This is a genomic window from Legionella birminghamensis, assembly GCF_900452515.1.
In the GTDB taxonomy this organism is placed as follows: domain Bacteria; phylum Pseudomonadota; class Gammaproteobacteria; order Legionellales; family Legionellaceae; genus Legionella_C; species Legionella_C birminghamensis.
In genome coordinates this window covers 929,686-946,420 of sequence record NZ_UGNW01000001.1, presented here as the reverse complement: position 1 = coordinate 946,420, position 16,735 = coordinate 929,686, and the positions used below count along the sequence as shown (strand labels likewise).

Here is a 16,735-nt window from a genome sequence, read left to right as displayed (position 1 = left end):
AAGACCGGAGACGGTAAGAATATGAGTGCCTTAGCACATTACAGGATTTTGTTATGAATTTTACTGATGTATTTATCAAGCGGCCAGTACTGGCTACTGTAGTGAGTTTATTGATTTTTCTATTCGGATTGAACTCCATCAGCACCATGCAGATTCGGCAGTATCCAAGAATGGACAATACCATCATTACGGTAACCACTGCCTATCCGGGCGCGGATGCCAACCTTATTGCCGGATTCATTACCACCCCGCTTGAAGCGGCAGTTGCCAGCGCCGAGGGCATTGATTATATGACCTCTTCCAGCACCCAGGGATTAAGCACAATAACCCTTAACATCAAGCTGAACTTCAATCCGCAGGTTGCTTTTACCGATGTAATGAGTAAGGTACAACAAACACTCAACCAGTTGCCGCCTGAAGCGCAGCAACCAGTTATTATTAAAAGCTCTGATACCTCCACCCCCTTGATGTATATCAGTCTTGACAGTGATTCCATGACGCCGCAGCAGATTACTGATTACGCGGTACGGGTAGTCCAGCCTCAACTACAGACAGTTGACGGCGTGGCACAGGCCCAGATTCTGGGAGGGGCGACTTATTCCATGCGGATTTTCCTGGATCCGATCAAAATGGCTGCCTTGAATGTCTCCCCTGCTGAAATTTCCAGCGTGCTTGCCAAAAATAACTTTCTAACCGCAGCCGGCAGTACTAAAGGCGAATACGTTGCCGTCAATATGACCGCAAAAACCGATTTGAATAATGCTGAGGAATTCGGCCGCTTAATCATTCGCAGCGACAAGAACTCCATCATTCGCCTGAGAGATATCGGAGAGGTTATTTTAGGATCCCAGGATTACAACACCACAGTAACCTTTAACGGTAAAAAAGCAGTTTTTCTCGCGATTACCCCGACACCGACAGCCAATCCACTGACTGTCATTAAGGATGCCCGCAAGCTGTTCCCGGGGATCGTGCGCGACTTCCCCCCATCATTGACGGGAACAATTGTTTACGATGCCACGGATTTTATCCGCGCTTCGATTAAAGAGGTGATTCTAACGATTGCTGAAGCGGCTCTCATTGTCATCGTCGTGATTTTTTTATTCCTCGGCTCTTTAAGATCGGTCATCATCCCGGTGGTTACTATCCCCTTATCGCTGGTAGGGGTTTGTACGCTGATGCTGTTCCTCGGCTACTCCGTTAATCTATTAACGCTATTGGCCTTCGTATTAGCGATTGGTCTGGTTGTCGATGATGCCATTGTCGTTGTGGAAAATGTGCACCGGCATATTGAAGAAGGCAATAGCCCGTTTCAGGCGGCTTTAACAGGTGCCCGCGAAATAGCGGTGCCGGTGATAGCGATGACCATAACCCTCGCTGCTGTCTATGCCCCCATCGGGTTTATGGGAGGGTTGACGGGCGCCCTCTTTAAAGAGTTCGCCTTTACCCTGGCCTGTGCGGTCATTATTTCCGGTATCATAGCGCTGACCTTGACCCCAATGATGTGCTCGAAATTGCTGACCGCCGAGATGAGCAGCGGACGATTCGTCCAGTTTCTAGATAAACGCTTTCATAATCTGAAAATCCGCTATCAGCGCATGCTGCACAGTTTACTGGATACTCGCGCTATTATGCTTGTATTTGCAGCGGTGGTCTTATTGATGCTTCCCTATTTATATAACAGCATTCCGGCAGAAACAGCACCAGAAGAGGATCAGGGTTTTTTCATTGTTATCCCGACTGCACCGCAATACGCCACTATTAATTACATAGAAACGTTTACCCGGGCATTCGATGAGATTTATAAGACATTTCCTGAAACCGCTCATTTTTTTAATCTGAATTCTGTATCCACCCAATCCATTTCCGGTATGGTTTTGAAACCATGGGATGAGCGGAAACGCACTGAATTTGAGATGAAAGAGCCGCTCCAAAGTAAACTGGATGAAATAGCTGGATTGAAAGCCTTTGCCGTAATTCCACCGCCTTTACCTGGCGGCGGGTCAGGAACTCCTGTTCAGTTTGTTATTAAAACAACCAATGACTTTCAAACCTTGTTTGAGGTTTCCAACCAATTGATTGCCAAAGCCCAGGCCAGCGGGCTATTTATTTATCTTGATAACAGCCTCAAATTTAACCAGCCTGAAATTGAATTTGAAATTAACCGCTCGAAAGCATCTGATTTAGGGCTTGATATGCAGGCAGTAGGAAGCAGCCTGACCAGTGCCCTTTCGGGTAATTATGTTAACTATTTTAATCTGCAAGGCCGCAGTTATGAGGTAATACCCCAGCTCGATCGACGTTATCGTTTAACAACCGAGCAACTAGGATGGATTTATGTGAAAACTGCCAGTGGAACCATGGTGCCTTTATCCACTGTCGTAACGCCAAAGGCGAAGACCCAACCTAACGCAGTTTCTCATTTCCAGCAATTAAACTCTGCTACCATTCAGGGCGTAATGATGCCTGGAACTACTTTGGGTCAAGCCTTAAACTTTCTGGAAACAGAAGCAAAAAGCAGTCTGCCAAAAGGCTATACCTATGATTTCGGCGGGCAATCACGGCAATTTGTTCAGGAAGGCAATGCCTTAATTTTTGCTTTTTTTATGGCGATTATCGTTATCTTTCTGGTGCTCTCAGCCCAGTATGAAAGCTTCCGCGATCCACTGATCGTATTAATCAGTGTGCCTATGTCAATCTGCGGGGCGCTTATTCCTTTAAGCCTGGGGGCTGCCAGTATAAATATTTATACGCAGGTGGGTTTAATTACCTTAATTGGACTGATCAGCAAACATGGCATTCTGATTGTTGACTTTGCCAACCAGCTGCAAAAGGAAAAAGGGCTTGATCGCCGTGCGGCGGTGGAAGAAGCTGCGGGAATACGGTTAAGGCCTATTTTAATGACTACTGCCGCCATGGTGTTCGGGGTTATCCCTTTATTAATGGCAACAGGTGCTGGGGCAGTAAGCCGTTTTGATATTGGTCTGGTGATTGCAGCCGGATTACTGGTTGGAACCTGCTTCACCCTGTTTGTGGTTCCCACGATGTACTCTTATATTGCAGAAGACCACCGCGAAAAAGGAAAACCCTGATGAGGACGCCGGCAGCATCAGGGTTCTTCATCACTTATAATATACGCTGCGAGATTAAAAAATCTTGTGTTAAAATCGCAGGTTTCAGCATTACAGGCTAGACAATGGATAAGACGTATTCACCTAAAGCAATTGAACAAGCATGTTATGACAATTGGGAGTATCATAATTTTTTCAAACCCCAGGGTGAAGGAAAACCTTACTGCATCATGCTGCCCCCCCCCAATGTGACTGGCAGTCTGCATATGGGCCATGGCTTTCAGCATACGCTGATGGATGCCTTGACACGCTACCATCGCATGCTTGGCGATCGCACTCTCTGGCAACCTGGTACGGATCATGCCGGAATCTCCACCCAGTTAGTGGTAGAGCGCCAGCTTGAAAAAAAGGGCTTGTCCAGAAAAGACATGGCTCGCGATGAGTTTTTAGAACATGTATGGGCATGGAAAGAAGAGTCAGGAAACAATATTACCCGGCAAATGCGGCGCATTGGCTCCTCTGTTGACTGGTCCCGCGAGCGGTTTACGATGGATGAAGGATTGTCCGCAGCGGTTCAGAAAGTCTTTGTTCAACTCTATGATGAAGGGCTTATTTATCGCGGAACACGTCTGGTTAACTGGGATCCTAAACTGGGTACGGCCGTTTCCGACCTGGAAGTGCTTTCTGAGGAAGAAGATGGGCAAATGTGGCATATCCGCTATCCGCTGGCCAACTCTGATGAAAGCCTGGTGATTGCAACAACCCGCCCTGAGACCATGCTTGGCGACGTGGCAGTAGCGGTGCATCCTGAAGATGATCGTTATAAGCACTTCATTGGAAAAATGATTACGCTTCCCTTATGCGACCGCGAAATTCCGGTCATCGCAGATGAATACGTTGATAAAGAGTTTGGAAGCGGTTGCGTCAAGATTACCCCTGCGCACGATTTTAATGATCATGAAATCGGCAAACGGCATAATCTGCCTTCGATTAATATCCTGACTAAAAAAGCCACCATCAATAAAAACGCCGCAATGAAATACCAGGGCATGGATCGTTTCGTGGCACGTGAGCAGATTTTAAAGGATTTGGCCGACGCAGGATTACTCGTAAAAACAGAGGCGCACCGTTTGAAAGTGCCGCGCGGTGAAAAATCAGGTGTCATCATTGAGCCTTTATTAACCGATCAATGGTATGTTAAAACCAAACCGCTGGCAGAACCCGCCATTGAAGCGGTCAAACGCGGCGACATTCAATTTGTACCGGAAAACTGGAGTAAAACCTATTTCCAATGGATGGAAAATATCGAAGACTGGTGCATCAGCCGGCAATTATGGTGGGGGCACAGAATCCCGGCCTGGTATGATAACCAGGGCCATATCTATGTGGGTTATAGTGAAAACGATGTGCGCTTCAAATATAAACTGGACGATTCAATTCCCCTTAAACAGGATGAAGACGTATTGGATACCTGGTTTTCGTCTGCCCTCTGGCCCTTTTCGACTTTGGGGTGGCCGGAAAAAACAGCGGAACTCGAAACCTTTTATCCAACATCTGTCCTGTTGACCGGATTTGACATCATTTTCTTCTGGGTCGCCCGTATGATTATGATGGGGCTTAAGTTTACCGGCAAAGTGCCTTTCAAACACATCGTCATTACCGGTTTAATTCGCGACAGCGAAGGCCAGAAAATGTCCAAATCCAAGGGCAATGTGCTTGATCCCATCGACCTTATTGACGGGATTGATATTGAATCACTGGTTGATAAGCGTACTGACAGCCTCATGCTTGGCTCGGTACGCGATAAAATCATTAAGGCCACCCGCAAAGAATTCCCCGAGGGGATTCCGGCTTACGGAACTGACGCGCTTCGCTTTACCTTCTGTTCGCTTGCATCCACAGGCCGTAATGTTCGCTTTGATCTGGGGCGTGTAGAAGGTTACCGTAATTTCTGCAATAAATTATGGAATGCGGCACGCTATGTCCTTTTAAATACTGAAGAGGAACGGGCTGATTTAGGTGACGGCGCTTTCCAGTATAGTCCGGCTGATCAATGGATTATATCAAGGCTCCAGCAGACGATTGCCTCCTGCCATCAGTATTTTAATAATTTTCGTTTTGACTTGTTAGCTAACACCCTGTACGACTTTGTCTGGCATGAATACTGTGACTGGTATCTGGAATTATCCAAACCGATTCTTTATGCGGAGCAGTCACTGGGTGCGATGAAACGGGGTACTCGCAGGACATTGTTGAATGTGCTTGATCAAATATTAAAGCTTCTCCATCCTATTATGCCCTTCATCACTGAAGAAATCTGGCAGCGGACAAATAACCTGACCAGTCTGAATGGTGAAAGTATCATGCTTTGCCCCTATCCAAAGGTTATCCCAGAATTTATAAATGAAGAACTGGAAAAAGAAATTGTCTGGCTGAAAGAGGTTATCCAATCCCTGCGAACTATCCGCAGTGAAATGGCAATTTCACCCGCCAAGCTTATTCCTTTGCAGGTTAAAAATGCTTCACCAGAAATCCGGGAACTGCTGAAGAAATACCATGCCATTTTAGTTGCTCTTTGCAAACTGACCCCTATTCACTTCATTGAAGCGAACGAGCCAGTCCCTCCTTCTGCCTCGGCAATTGTGGGTGAAGCGGAGTTCCTTATTCCGATGGCTGGGTTGATTGACAAACAGGCAGAATTGCTTCGTCTGGATAGAGAATTGGCCAAGCTCAACAAGGATATTTCATTGGCTGAGGGTAAATTAAATAACCCGAAATTTACGGATAAAGCACCCGCTGAAATTATTGCCAAGGAAAAAGAGAAGCTATCGCAGGCTGCTTTGACCAAGGAGAAATTGCTGGCGCATCGGAAAACGGTCGAGGATTTGGAGTAAGGATGGGCCCCGCGGTCGAAGCCGCGGGGATACGGGTGTGTGTTGCGATTCCAGGATTTAATGAAGGTTCGAATCCCGGGCCTTCGGCCCATAGCTATCTACACAAATGTTTTTCCCGCTCCGAATCCCCGCGGCCTCGACCGCGGGGCCCACTTTCCTGGCTTAGAAACATCACAACCCTGCAGACACTCCCGACACCCGGGCCTTATCAAAGCTATCCTTTTTATCCGAAATTCTCCCCGCCAACTGTAACTTACCCGCCTCTTTAGCAAGCTTAATCCCCTCTATGCAAGCGGCATCAGCTTCTTCGCTTTGTTTCAATTTATTGTAGCAGGACGCCAATGTAGAGTAGCAAATTGCACGCTCGTCTTTGGCCTGTCCAGGAAAATAGCTTATTAAATACAATAATTGATAAACCGCGACGACATAAGCTTGCGCCTGATAATTTTTTACTGCCTTGTCATAAATAAATTTAAAATCAAATTTACCAAGATTCATAGAGTCATTAAATTTATTCTGCGTACGCTTCAGTAATTCAGTATGCTCTTTATTGCTGTTCAGTGGATAAAATAGCGAAAGAGCCTTTTCAAATGCATTAATACTTTCAGGAATGAGATTCTTCTTCGCATTACAAGATCCCAGCACGGAATAGCAATGACCTAGTTCCAAATCACATCCCTGGTTTTGCTCATAGCCTTCTTTTGCAGCCACACAATAGTTGAAAGCCGTTTGGAAATCCTCCAACTTATAATGAGCCACTGCTTTATCATATAATTCACGCGGTTTCAGCGAAAAAAATCCTGACTGAACTTTCTTCGCTGCCTCCTCCTGTGGAAGACTGGCCTGATACAACAGATGGCTAAGACCTGCAAAAGCGGATTCTTTATTCATTCTTGCCAGGTTCAGTTTGGCGAATTGCTCCTGAATCGTTTTTTGAGCCAGTTTAAGATCCATATCCCGGACATTATGGTCCAGTGTGCTATAAAAAGAAGCCCATTCCTCGTTAATCGATTCAATGAAAAGCTGCTTATACTGTTCAATGAAGGAGGACCAATCAACTGCTTTGCCTTCTTTGTGGTAACCAAGCAAAATCCTGGCCCTGTTGCAAAGCGAATGCCAGGCTGGAGAATGCGCTAAAGGATCAGCCTGTGAAGGCGCTGCATTAATCTGACAGGTTTGCTGCCACTCTTGCGGGCTAAGGGTATCAAAATCCTCACGAATTGCCTGCAGTTTGCTGAAAAACTCCTTCAATACGCTGTAAAGCATTGTTTCCAGTTCTGAACTATAGCGGCGTTCTTTCGAATGCCTTTCGGTCTGCTCGTTTCTTAGCTGACGAAGAAAATTTATTTTTTCTTCATTTGTCCCCTTGAGCCAATTCTGCACTAAAGAATCCAGTGCTTGGGTGCTTAATAAAGTTAATATATTGGGATCTTTGGCTTGCAAAATCATTTCCGAGCTGCCCGGTTCTCCCTGTCTTGCGGAGCGCCCATCCCCTTGTTCCTGTACTCTGGAATCCTCAGGATGAAAGGTGAAAATAAAATGCAATCCGCCGGCAGCCTTACTTCCGGGAGACAGGATAATATCAGTTCCCCTTCCTGCAATATTGGTGGCAATCGTCACCATCCTTTCCTGTCCGGCTCGCGCAATAATGTACTCGCCCGATTCCCGCTGGGTTTCATTTAACAACTGGCTCTCAATGCCTTTTTCAGCAAGATATGCATTAAATCGTTCGGTTTCAGCGATACTTTCAAAAAGCACCAGCACTGGCCTGTTAAGCGCCTGCATTTCCTGAATGCGTTGATATATAGCCAGGTACTGATTAGGGATATCATCGAGAATTCTGGGAGGCAATGTCTTTCGCTGGCAGGGAAAATGCGGCGGTACATCGAAGCTCTTTATTTTATAAATATCCTGAACTTCCTCCCGCTCAATTTTCTCTCCCATTGTTCCTGTTAAACCAAAGAGCAATTGATACTCATTAAACATGGAAGGATGGGAAATGGAAGCCACCATGAGGGACTGAGGCGTTATTTTCAGTTGATGCCGGGCTTGCAGCATTTGATGGATACCATGCTGCCACTGGCATCCTTCACTAATACTGCCGGTATTGGAATAATCAACAATCCGAATGTCATCCGCCTGAATAATATAATCTTTGCCTTCCTTCTTGTAGTAATAAGCAATTTGCGCGCTTTTAATCCATCGGCTGAGGGCAGTATCCGATAGCGAGCGTAACTCCTTCAGAAACGCGGGGCTGTTAAACTCCATACCCAGTTGATTTCTTAGTTTTGAAATATGTTCTGGAGTAATTCGGCCTGCTTTCACAGTTTCTATAGTAAATTTCAGGATTGGCGCGTAAATCCAGGTTAAATCGTCTTTTCCAGGATAGGAAATACGGGCAGCACCGGTTGTATTCAGCAGGAGATTATCCACCTCGTCAACCACCGCAGCGTCGTGGGTCCGAGGGACAAGTTCTCCATTGAGATTGTAAGAAAACCGTAACTTTTCCTTATTCAGACCGTCTCTTAATTGTGCAAATTCATAATCCCAATTTGTACCAAACAAAACCTGTGCATGGAAATGCGCTTGCTTTTGCTCGACACGGCTGATATGGGAGCTGGATATTCCCAGGGCTTCAAAAAACTCTGCATATTTTCTGTAATCGCGGATTGCCAGCACCGAAGAAGACGTGATGACATCGACAAAATGCCCCTGCCCTGCCAGAAAGGCAACCAACATGGCAGAAATAGTCGACTTGCCCTCGCCCGTTCTGATTTGGGCAATCCAACCCTTGATATCCTTCTCTTCCTGACCTATTAAAGCCAATAGGGCCATGATTTGAGTATCGTAAGGGGATATTTTAAAAAAGCGGCGCAGGGTTTCGATAATTACAGCAATCATTATTTGCTTGGCTTCATTATCCTGTTGCTCACGAAATCGTTTTGCCGCTTCGAGAAATGAAGTTTTCAAAGCATTCTGGCTCAATTCCTCAAGTGTTTTTGCCTTTGCCCTTATGCCAAGATATTCCGGTTTAAAACGCTGTAGGACTGCCGCGGGCAAGGGGTTTGCCGTAAACTCATCAGCCGTTGCAAACCGCTCCAAAACTGTATCAATATCGCGGTTGGGATAACGCTTTTCCAGATAAAGACCATATTCTGACTGCAGAGCCTTGCGCAGCGCCTGTAGATCAGGCAGGTGGCCCTTAAGCAGAGAAGAGATTCCTTTGACATCCTGAAGATTTATTAATAATTGCATGACAGCAAGATAATCGGCAATACGGCGTTTGCTATCAGGCACTTCTGCTTCTAATAATCTTCGATACAGTTCAAGGCCATAAATTGATTTGAAATAGGAAGCCAGGGTGATGAGCTGAGCTAATTCCTTCACAGCCAAAGGCTGCTCAAAACATTGAAAAACAAGCTCCTGTAATAAAAATTTCTCGGCTGTCTTATCCTGGCTGGCATTTAAGTGATTGCAAAACTGGTTCCATTGCTGCCAGGATGGCGCTGTATGGAAATTCTTGAAAAAAATTTCAGCTTTCGCTTGATGCGAAAAATAATCCACTTCATCCAGGACTGCCTCTTTTTGACTTTGAAAAGTTGTCGATTGATACGATTCAGGGGTTCTCATTAGTATTTTCTCTTAAAACATTAGCTTGGGACGTTTGTTTTTGACTGTTCAGCTGAGGGCTGCATCGGTTTATCAAGGCTTTTATAAAAACTGTGCATCATTAAACCTTCTTTCACTTTAGACACCGCATAGTATTGGCTAAGCGCGCGATTTAACTCGTCATTGCGCTCCTTGGGTAAATGGGCAAAACTTGCAGGGCTTATACTTTTATCCCCCGCTTGCACCAGTGCCCTGACAATTTTAAAATGCCCTTTACCCAGAGCCGTTTGTGCAGACGTTAAACCATCAGCATTGATGGGGTTTAAATCAGCTCCATGCTTTATCAATGCCAGCACTGCAGGCATCTTTCCATTCTGGCAAGCGAGGTGTAATGCAGTGCCATTGCCGCTTGCTGGTTGATTCAGGTTTGCACCCGCTTTAGCCAGCAATTCAATCAAGCCCACATGATTAAGTTGGGCAGCATAGTGAATCGGCGCATACCCAAGCCGATCAGTATCATTGAGAACAAGATCCCCTCCTTTGAGCAACAGCGCAGCAGCGTCCCTGGCATCGTTAATAGAGGCCAAGTGCAAAGCAGATCGCCCATTCTTATCCAGGACATTGAGATCCACATCATCCAGAATCAGCTCTGCCAATGCATTTTTGTTATTTTTTGTTACAGCTGCATGCAAAAGCGATCGATTGCGTTCTTTGCTATGATAAAGCGGGATTAATTTAACAAAATCCAGCATTTCCTGATTCTTCGAATAAATGGCATACTCGCATACCCCAAAGCCATGCTTATCCTCTTTTTCAAGGTCAGCTTTTAACTCGAGCAGACAAAGTACGGCTTTAACATGTCCATTCAAAGCAGCCAGATGCAAAGCGGTTCGTCTCGCACTTTTTTCAAGTTTTTTAGTATCCTCAGGTGTCTCGGGTTGATTTATATCAAAGCCCTGCCCCGCTAGATACACAATACTTTTTACTTTTCCAAGCATTGCCGCATAATGAAGGGCATTGTTTCCGGATTGATCAACAGAAGAAATACTATGTCCTGACTCGCAAAGGTATCGCAAGACAGGCAGTGATTCCTTGGCTGCAGCTAACATCATTGGCGTTATGCCCAGACGATTACTCTGATTGGGTGTTTTCATCAGAGGAAGAAGCGTTAATGCGGCGGCCTCGGAAGGCTTTTCAAGGGCATAATGCAAAGCACTATTACCTTTTAAATCAACCTGATCAACTCTTGCCCCTTCTTTTATTAGCAGGTTCATCAGGGCGACATTGCCAGTAGCTGCTGCAAACATCAGGGCAGTCTGCCCTTTATGATTGGGGCGGTTAACCGCATAATAGGGCAGCAACTGTTTCACCAGTTCATACTTATTGGCCTTTATGGCTTCATGCAAACCATTATGATCCGATGTTTCAGCACTACGGCAAACCGTATCCATTTTGGCAAAGAGCAAGCTATGGGACTTTGCTGAAGCTAACTGCTGCATACTCAGGCCGCGGATTTTGTCGGAAATTAAATCGGCAATGCAATCAGGAAAATACTTGACCAGGACGTCAAAGCGATAGCAGGCCGTTGCGTCATCATTGGCGTTGATAATCGCCCGTAATACATTTTTATCTCCTTTAAACAAACCAGGAGAGACTCCATCCTTTGTTAAGGCGGCCAATAATTTTTCCAAAGAGGAATCAAGATTACCCAGCGCCAAGCCTTCTTCACCTGCCTGAAGTGAAGCCAGATGATAGGTATTTGCGAAAAGATGTTGCAGTAAAGAAGCCCCTTTTGTGGACTTGAAAGCCGTCAACAGGATTTTTTCTTTGTTAAATAATGACAATGCTTTATCAAATTGCAGTTTTTGTAGATGCAGTTTGAATTTTTTTATAACCTCCCTCCCCTTTTTATCAAGGACAGGGTTGGGAAGCGGCTTGCTGGGAGCTGAGGAGGGCTGAACTGGAGCTGCTTTTGATTTAGCAGCCTCTCGAGAGGGAGATTGACGCTTTTCATATTTACTCAGCAGCTTACGAATATCAGCAGACACTTCTTCCAATACAAACAAGTCTTTCGGCCATTCACTCGGCTGGCTTAATTTTAACAAACGTTTAAGAAGCGCAGCATCGTCCTGTTTTACAGCCAAATGAAAAGCCGTTTGCTGCTTGCTGTTGACGCTTGCGAATTGACAAGCCCTTTCCTTTAACAAGGGCAAAATACGATGGGCGCCAGTCTTTATCGCGATATGGACTGGATAGTTTCTCTCAGTATCCAGCGGCTGATCGATAGCTTTGCAGTATCTGAAAACCAAAGAAGCTATTTTTTCATCATTGCTTTCAATTGCCGCAGCTATTAAACGAGACGTCTGAATAGAGTTCTTTTGACCTTTTTTGAATAAATATTCCAGGCAGGAAAATGCTCTATTTTGAATTGCTTTCAAACTCAAAGCGGTCAGATCATTGTCTTCTTGCAGATTATCCCGCAAATAACCCATTTCATCAGCCATTACTGCACAATCAAGCAGAGTCAGCGATGAAGAGGTTTTATAGGCAACGCCTTTTTCAAGCAAAGCATAAACAATGAGGAAGTGGCCAAACTGTGCCGCTACCGCTGTTAAACTATTGCCTTCATACAACTCCCTGAAATTTACACTCTTTCGAAGCAGCTGCCTAACGCGTGCATAATCCCCATTGCGCACCAGAAAATACAGACTTGAAAAGCCATTTCTGTCTTTGGCGTGATAGTCTTCACCGCGCCTGAACAAGATATCGCTAACGGCAGGCAGCGCATACTGAATAGCCAATTGTGAAGCAGTCTGTTTTTTATGATTAGGCTGGTTAACAGCTGCCCGCTCAGCAAGCCATTGGGCTGTTTCAAGCTGTCCCGCCTTAATAGCGAGGATTAATGGGGTTTCTCCCTCCAGGTTTTGGGCATCGATTAAAGCGCCTTTTCCAATGAGAAACTGAACTGCAGCTAACTGCCCTGCCTGTGCCGCAAGATGCAAGGCTGTTTTTTTAGACTCCAAAGGTATATCCACGGCTAAATCCGGGTTAGCCGCTAACATGATTTGAAGCAGTTCAACTTCACCCTGAGACGCCGCACAATGAAACGCGGTGTAGCCATCGGATTTTCTGCGGATGTCGGGCCGGGCTTTTCGGCGAACCAGCTCTTTAGCAGCTTCTATTTCACCGCCTTGAATGGCCAGGTGTAAACTGGTCATACGGCTGTCAATCATTTGATTGAGATCCAGTCCTGGGACATGCTCAATCATCCATAATGCAAGCGATCTGAAATTTTTCTGGAACGCCATGAACAAGGGAAATAGACCATTGGGAAGCGCATAGTTAAAATCGGCTCCTGCCAGCTGCAATGCTTCCATTACCTCTTGTTTACCATGCTGCACAGCTAGCATTAGCGGTGTCAGTCCACGTTTGTTTTTGGCGTTCACCAGATCAGGGGCAATGCCAAGCATTAACCGCAGCGCTTCTACATGGCCCGATTGTGCTGCCATGTGCACCGGCAAATTACCTGCTTTATCCGCCAGTCGAAGCACTTCTGCACCGTTTGCCTGGAATATAGTTTTTAAAATAGCGGGATTTAAGGACGCTGCCGCATAGTGCATCAGGGTGGCGCCATTGCTGTCAACAATTGTTTTTAAGCTTTCCTGACTTAAATGCACAGCCTGGGCGGCATCATTATTTATGCGATTAATCGCCTCCACGGCCAGAGTATCCAGTGCCTCATGTTCCTCTGAATCAGCGAGCACCAGTTCAGAATCTTTGGCTCTTAATCGATAAGCAATATAGCTTTGCCCTTGGAACTGAAAGCTGGCTTTGTCCTGTCTGCCCGCTTTAAAAGCGGCAGACAGTGACTCTGCAAATAATTCCCCATGCGCCAGCGGGACAGCTTTTATATTGGGAAGCTCGGGGGCACAGCCGCCGACATATTTTCGTGTTAAATCCGAGCTGGTAAAAGAGACGAAGCTGTGGGTGTATTGCCTACTGACAGAATTTTCTGCGATTTCCTTGTGAGAAAGCAGGCAATCAATGAGATGCTGTATATTCTGCAGATAACTGGTAAGTCGTTTGATTTCATGGGCGAAATAATGCCCCAGCTGTCCTAAGGCCTCCTGATAACACGCACTGATAATGTCTTCGGCTACCGCCGCTTCGATATTTTTAGCCTGTTCCTGATTAAGGTTTGTATAATGCTGTTTGCATTTTATTATTTCCTCATCATACTTTTCTTTTAATTTTTCGCTGTCTTCTTTAATGAATTTTTCAACTTGTGGGTTAATTAGTGCTGCCAGCTCTGTTTTTCTGGTTCGCAATAATTGTATAGCCTCTTCAGGATTTGGGCTTGTCCCGGGAGCTATTTCGCTCGCTTCAAGTTTAACCTGCTCAATCGACTGCCGAATCCCTTCAATCCGGTCGTTCTCCCCTTTAATGAACGCCGTAATTTGAACCGCATTTGCCGCACGGAGATGCACCGGTACAGCGTCGACTTGAGCCTTTTTGTTGGCTTCGATTTTTTTTATTGCTTCCTCAAGCTGCTTGATAATAAGATCTTTAAGCGCTGTGATTTGTTGGGAAAAGGCTTCTGCAGCCTGTTTTTCATGACGCTCTTTATTTGCCAGCAATCCAGCCTCGTAGGCTTTTGACAGCTCTGCGAGATCCTTGGCTAAATTCGACTCGCTTTGCTGTTTAATTTCAGAAATAGCAGCTTGTTTCGTAGTGTCCAGACTTTGCTTGATAGCCTTGAAATTATCGCGTATGCTCGCCCGCAATGAGATTAATTTTCCCTCTTTGTCTTTTACCAGAGCGTCTTCCGGAATTACCGCAAGAATTCCGTCCTCTGCTTTCCGAGGATCTTTTTTCCATTCAGCCTCTAACAATGCCTGCTTTTGAGTAATGGCGCTTATGACATATTCAATCCGCGAAGCTAATGCTTTTTCTTTAGCCATCACTTGCTGTTCCCTGGTCAAACCGGCGGCCATTTTGTTAGCGGCTTTTTCAATGATGCTGTGCAATTGGCGAATATTATTCAGTAGATAATTGCTCGCGGCTTTTGTGATCCGCTCACATTCATCCTCATTAATTTCCATAGCTTCACTCTGCGGAAGCTTAGGGCTTAGTTTTTCCTTAATCAGCGAAATAACACTTGCCTGCATTTTCTCAACAATGCCCTTGGGAAGCGCTTCTGCTTTTTTAAATTTAAAAAGCTCGGAAAATAATTGATCGCTTTGCTCACGCCCCTCTGTTTGCCTGAAGCGCTCAAGTATCTCATTAAACTGAATGCTCAAAGGATAGGTCTGAAAATGACGAACTGGAATTGGCGGTAAAGATTTTGGGAAATGGGGGTGAATAGCAGCCTCTTTTAAAGGCGGAAGCTGAGGAAGCTTGCCCATCTTCTCGAAGGTTACATAAAGATATGACAGCACAGTGATTATCCCTAAACGCTTGAATAGCTCTTTACAGAACTGCAGTTGCGGCATTTTTTCAGCCACTTCCTGGGCAAACAATTCATAGCAGCGTAAATTGCTCTCATATTCCGGGGGGTATTTTCCATGTTCCAATAAATAGGAATCGACATATTGTTTATAGTCCGGCATTAAATCAACACTGTACTCAATCCTTATATCGGGATGGGGAAGCAGTATATTGTCAATCGTTTCGATTTTTGGAAGTATGGAAATAATGCGAAATGAGGTCATGAAAGGCTGCTGATAAGCTGAATCGCTTGATTTATATTGTACTCCATAACGGCTTTCCAACTCGCGCAATGAAATATAAGCAAGGCCCGGCATCTTCTCTTTGCAGTATTTCTTAAGGTCAATCATGTTGGCTCTTAAAAAAGCATCATCACAATTTTCCTGCTCATGCCATCGCTCTAAAAACGCCTCATCAAAAATGCCGCCATTTAAATAGCCTTTCAGCCAGAAATCCAGGAAGCCAATGAGCCTGCCAACGGATGTGTCTTGTAATGCCTTTGGCAAGACGGGATAGTTAAAACCCTGTTGATTAATGTGCAAACTAAAAATCGGCAGGGTCTTTTCTTTGTGATAAGCATTGGAAAGTTCATGCTGAACCTGATTAAACCACTCATCAGAAACAGACATTTTGTCCTGGGGAAAGCACAGATAGAAATGATCGGTAACTGCATGCGCTTCACTGTTGAGGAGGTTCTCAATAAGGGATACTTCAGAAGCAACACCGCCAATTTCCCCGGATGCCTCCATTTGGGAATAGACTCTGTTGACTATGTTGTACGTATTGAAGCTATTTATCAGATTGGTTGCCATAAGCACATGCGAAAAATCAGCCAAGCCGGATGTTTGAAAATAAGCGCCATTCCAGGAGGACGTCGATAAAGAAACTTCACGGTAAATCGCCGACTCAATCGATGGCGACATGAAGCCGTAACGCAGCTGAAACTCCCTGACTGCCTGTTGTTGCGCACCCCAGGTCATCATTGAAAGATTATTAAATGCGAAATAGCGCGGCTGATAAGATAAATTAAACTGGTTACTTGTGCAGATGAATTGCTGGAAAGAGGTATTTTTCGAATGCAGATTAGTCGCCTGATAACGGGCGGTGTTCGTTGACGCCTGTTGCTGAGCTGCCTGCTTTTGCTCTGCTTTTGGCGATGCAGGCATATTTCTGCCGTTTAACCAGCCAAATGTGGCATGACAAACATTGCGGGTGACTTCACCAAGCGGCTTCACGATTGGAGCAACCGCGTCAGACGCCAATTTTGCCCCGGTTAATCCCCCAACGACCGCTCCGACGCCTTTAACATAGGGATTGGGTACAGGTCCCCCAGCCGCTAGACCACCAGCAGCTGCACCGCGTACTAAACCCCAGGTCACTACTCCTGCACCAGCCCCCACTTCGACAACATTTTTGAGTCCATTGCACACCAGGCTTTCACCAAAACCGTATTCGGTATCCTTGGCAGCATCCGATACAACCGTTGCTGCCCTTGAAATTTTTCCTACATAAGGAATACTCTCCCCAACCGCTTTGGCACTTCTGTTAACCTGCCTTGCAGAATCTGCAATGACATCAGCGGCTTTTCCAAGATTTTCACGTAAAGGGGTTTGGTTATCGTTTTTTTCTTTCTTTTCATTCATGGTAGGACTGACTCTTTTAAAGTGCTGCGGA

The 16,735-nt window shown here is 45.4% G+C and carries 4 protein-coding genes; 2 read left to right on the top strand and 2 right to left on the bottom strand.

The genetic code is table 11. The annotated features are described in order from the left end of the window. The first annotated feature begins 53 nt into the window (after positions 1 to 53). Positions 54 to 3,092 carry an efflux RND transporter permease subunit gene (locus DYH42_RS04015; RefSeq protein ID WP_058524825.1) on the top strand — a complete coding sequence of 1,013 codons (3,039 nt, stop codon included), beginning with the start codon at positions 54 to 56 and terminating at the stop codon, positions 3,090 to 3,092. A gap of 104 nt (positions 3,093 to 3,196) precedes the next feature. Next, positions 3,197 to 5,965, top strand: coding sequence for a valine--tRNA ligase (locus DYH42_RS04010; protein ID WP_058524826.1), 2,769 nt, complete (start codon positions 3,197 to 3,199; stop codon positions 5,963 to 5,965). A gap of 171 nt (positions 5,966 to 6,136) precedes the next feature. Here DYH42_RS04010 and DYH42_RS04005 read toward each other — a convergent pair whose 3' ends face one another. Beyond that, positions 6,137 to 9,595, bottom strand: a complete 3,459-nt coding sequence (locus DYH42_RS04005) for a preprotein translocase subunit SecA (protein WP_058524827.1) — start codon at positions 9,593 to 9,595, stop codon at positions 6,137 to 6,139. Positions 9,596 to 9,615: 20 nt separating this feature from the next. Further along, positions 9,616 to 16,704 (bottom strand): ankyrin repeat domain-containing protein, encoded by a 7,089-nt coding sequence (locus DYH42_RS04000; RefSeq protein ID WP_058524828.1) that lies wholly within the window; start codon positions 16,702 to 16,704, stop codon positions 9,616 to 9,618. Between the last annotated feature and the right edge of the window lie 31 nt (positions 16,705 to 16,735).

Excerpts from the sequence above, each read along its gene's own strand:
- DYH42_RS04015 (WP_058524825.1), top strand. The coding sequence starts at position 54 with ATGAATTTTACTGATGTATTTATCAAGCGGCCAGTACTGGCTACTGTA.
- DYH42_RS04010 (WP_058524826.1), top strand. The coding sequence starts at position 3,197 with ATGGATAAGACGTATTCACCTAAAGCAATTGAACAAGCATGTTATGAC.
- DYH42_RS04005 (WP_058524827.1), bottom strand. The coding sequence starts at position 9,595 with ATGAGAACCCCTGAATCGTATCAATCGACAACTTTTCAAAGTCAAAAA.
- DYH42_RS04000 (WP_058524828.1), bottom strand. The coding sequence starts at position 16,704 with ATGAATGAAAAGAAAGAAAAAAACGATAACCAAACCCCTTTACGTGAA.